This is a genomic window from Arsenicibacter sp. R0_47, from assembly GCF_057652235.1.
In genome coordinates this window covers 1-367 of sequence record NZ_JBYFCJ010000124.1, presented here as the reverse complement: position 1 = coordinate 367, position 367 = coordinate 1, and the positions used below count along the sequence as shown (strand labels likewise).

Below are 367 nucleotides of genomic sequence, written 5' to 3'. Positions count from 1 at the left end.
TGATGCATTCGCCGGTGTCACGCTGATCGTACTGCCGTTCTGGCCCGTTGACCACGTCACACTGCCCACACAGCCAACCGCTGAGATGCTCACTGGTGTGCCCACCGTCACGTTCGTTGAACTCGCCGCAAGGCTCAGCACCGGCAGAGGCATCACCGTGGCCGTGCCGACTGCCGTAGTGGTTGAGCCCGTCTGCGTGGTGCAGGTTGCCGTATAGTTCGTCGTCTGCGTCAGATTCGGCGTGATCAGGCTGGTACCCGTCGTATTGTTGGACCACGTCACCGTACCGCTGGTACAGCCTGAGGCCGTCAGCGTCGCGCTGCTGCCGTAGCACACCGTCGCCGAAATCACCACTAAACTCGCCGCC

Annotated in this window: 1 pseudogene; it reads right to left on the bottom strand. The window is 62.4% G+C overall.

Going from position 1 to position 367, the window contains the following annotated elements:
• A pseudogene (locus tag AC23NW_RS36310) lies at positions 1-367 on the bottom strand (hypothetical protein); the annotation flags it as partial.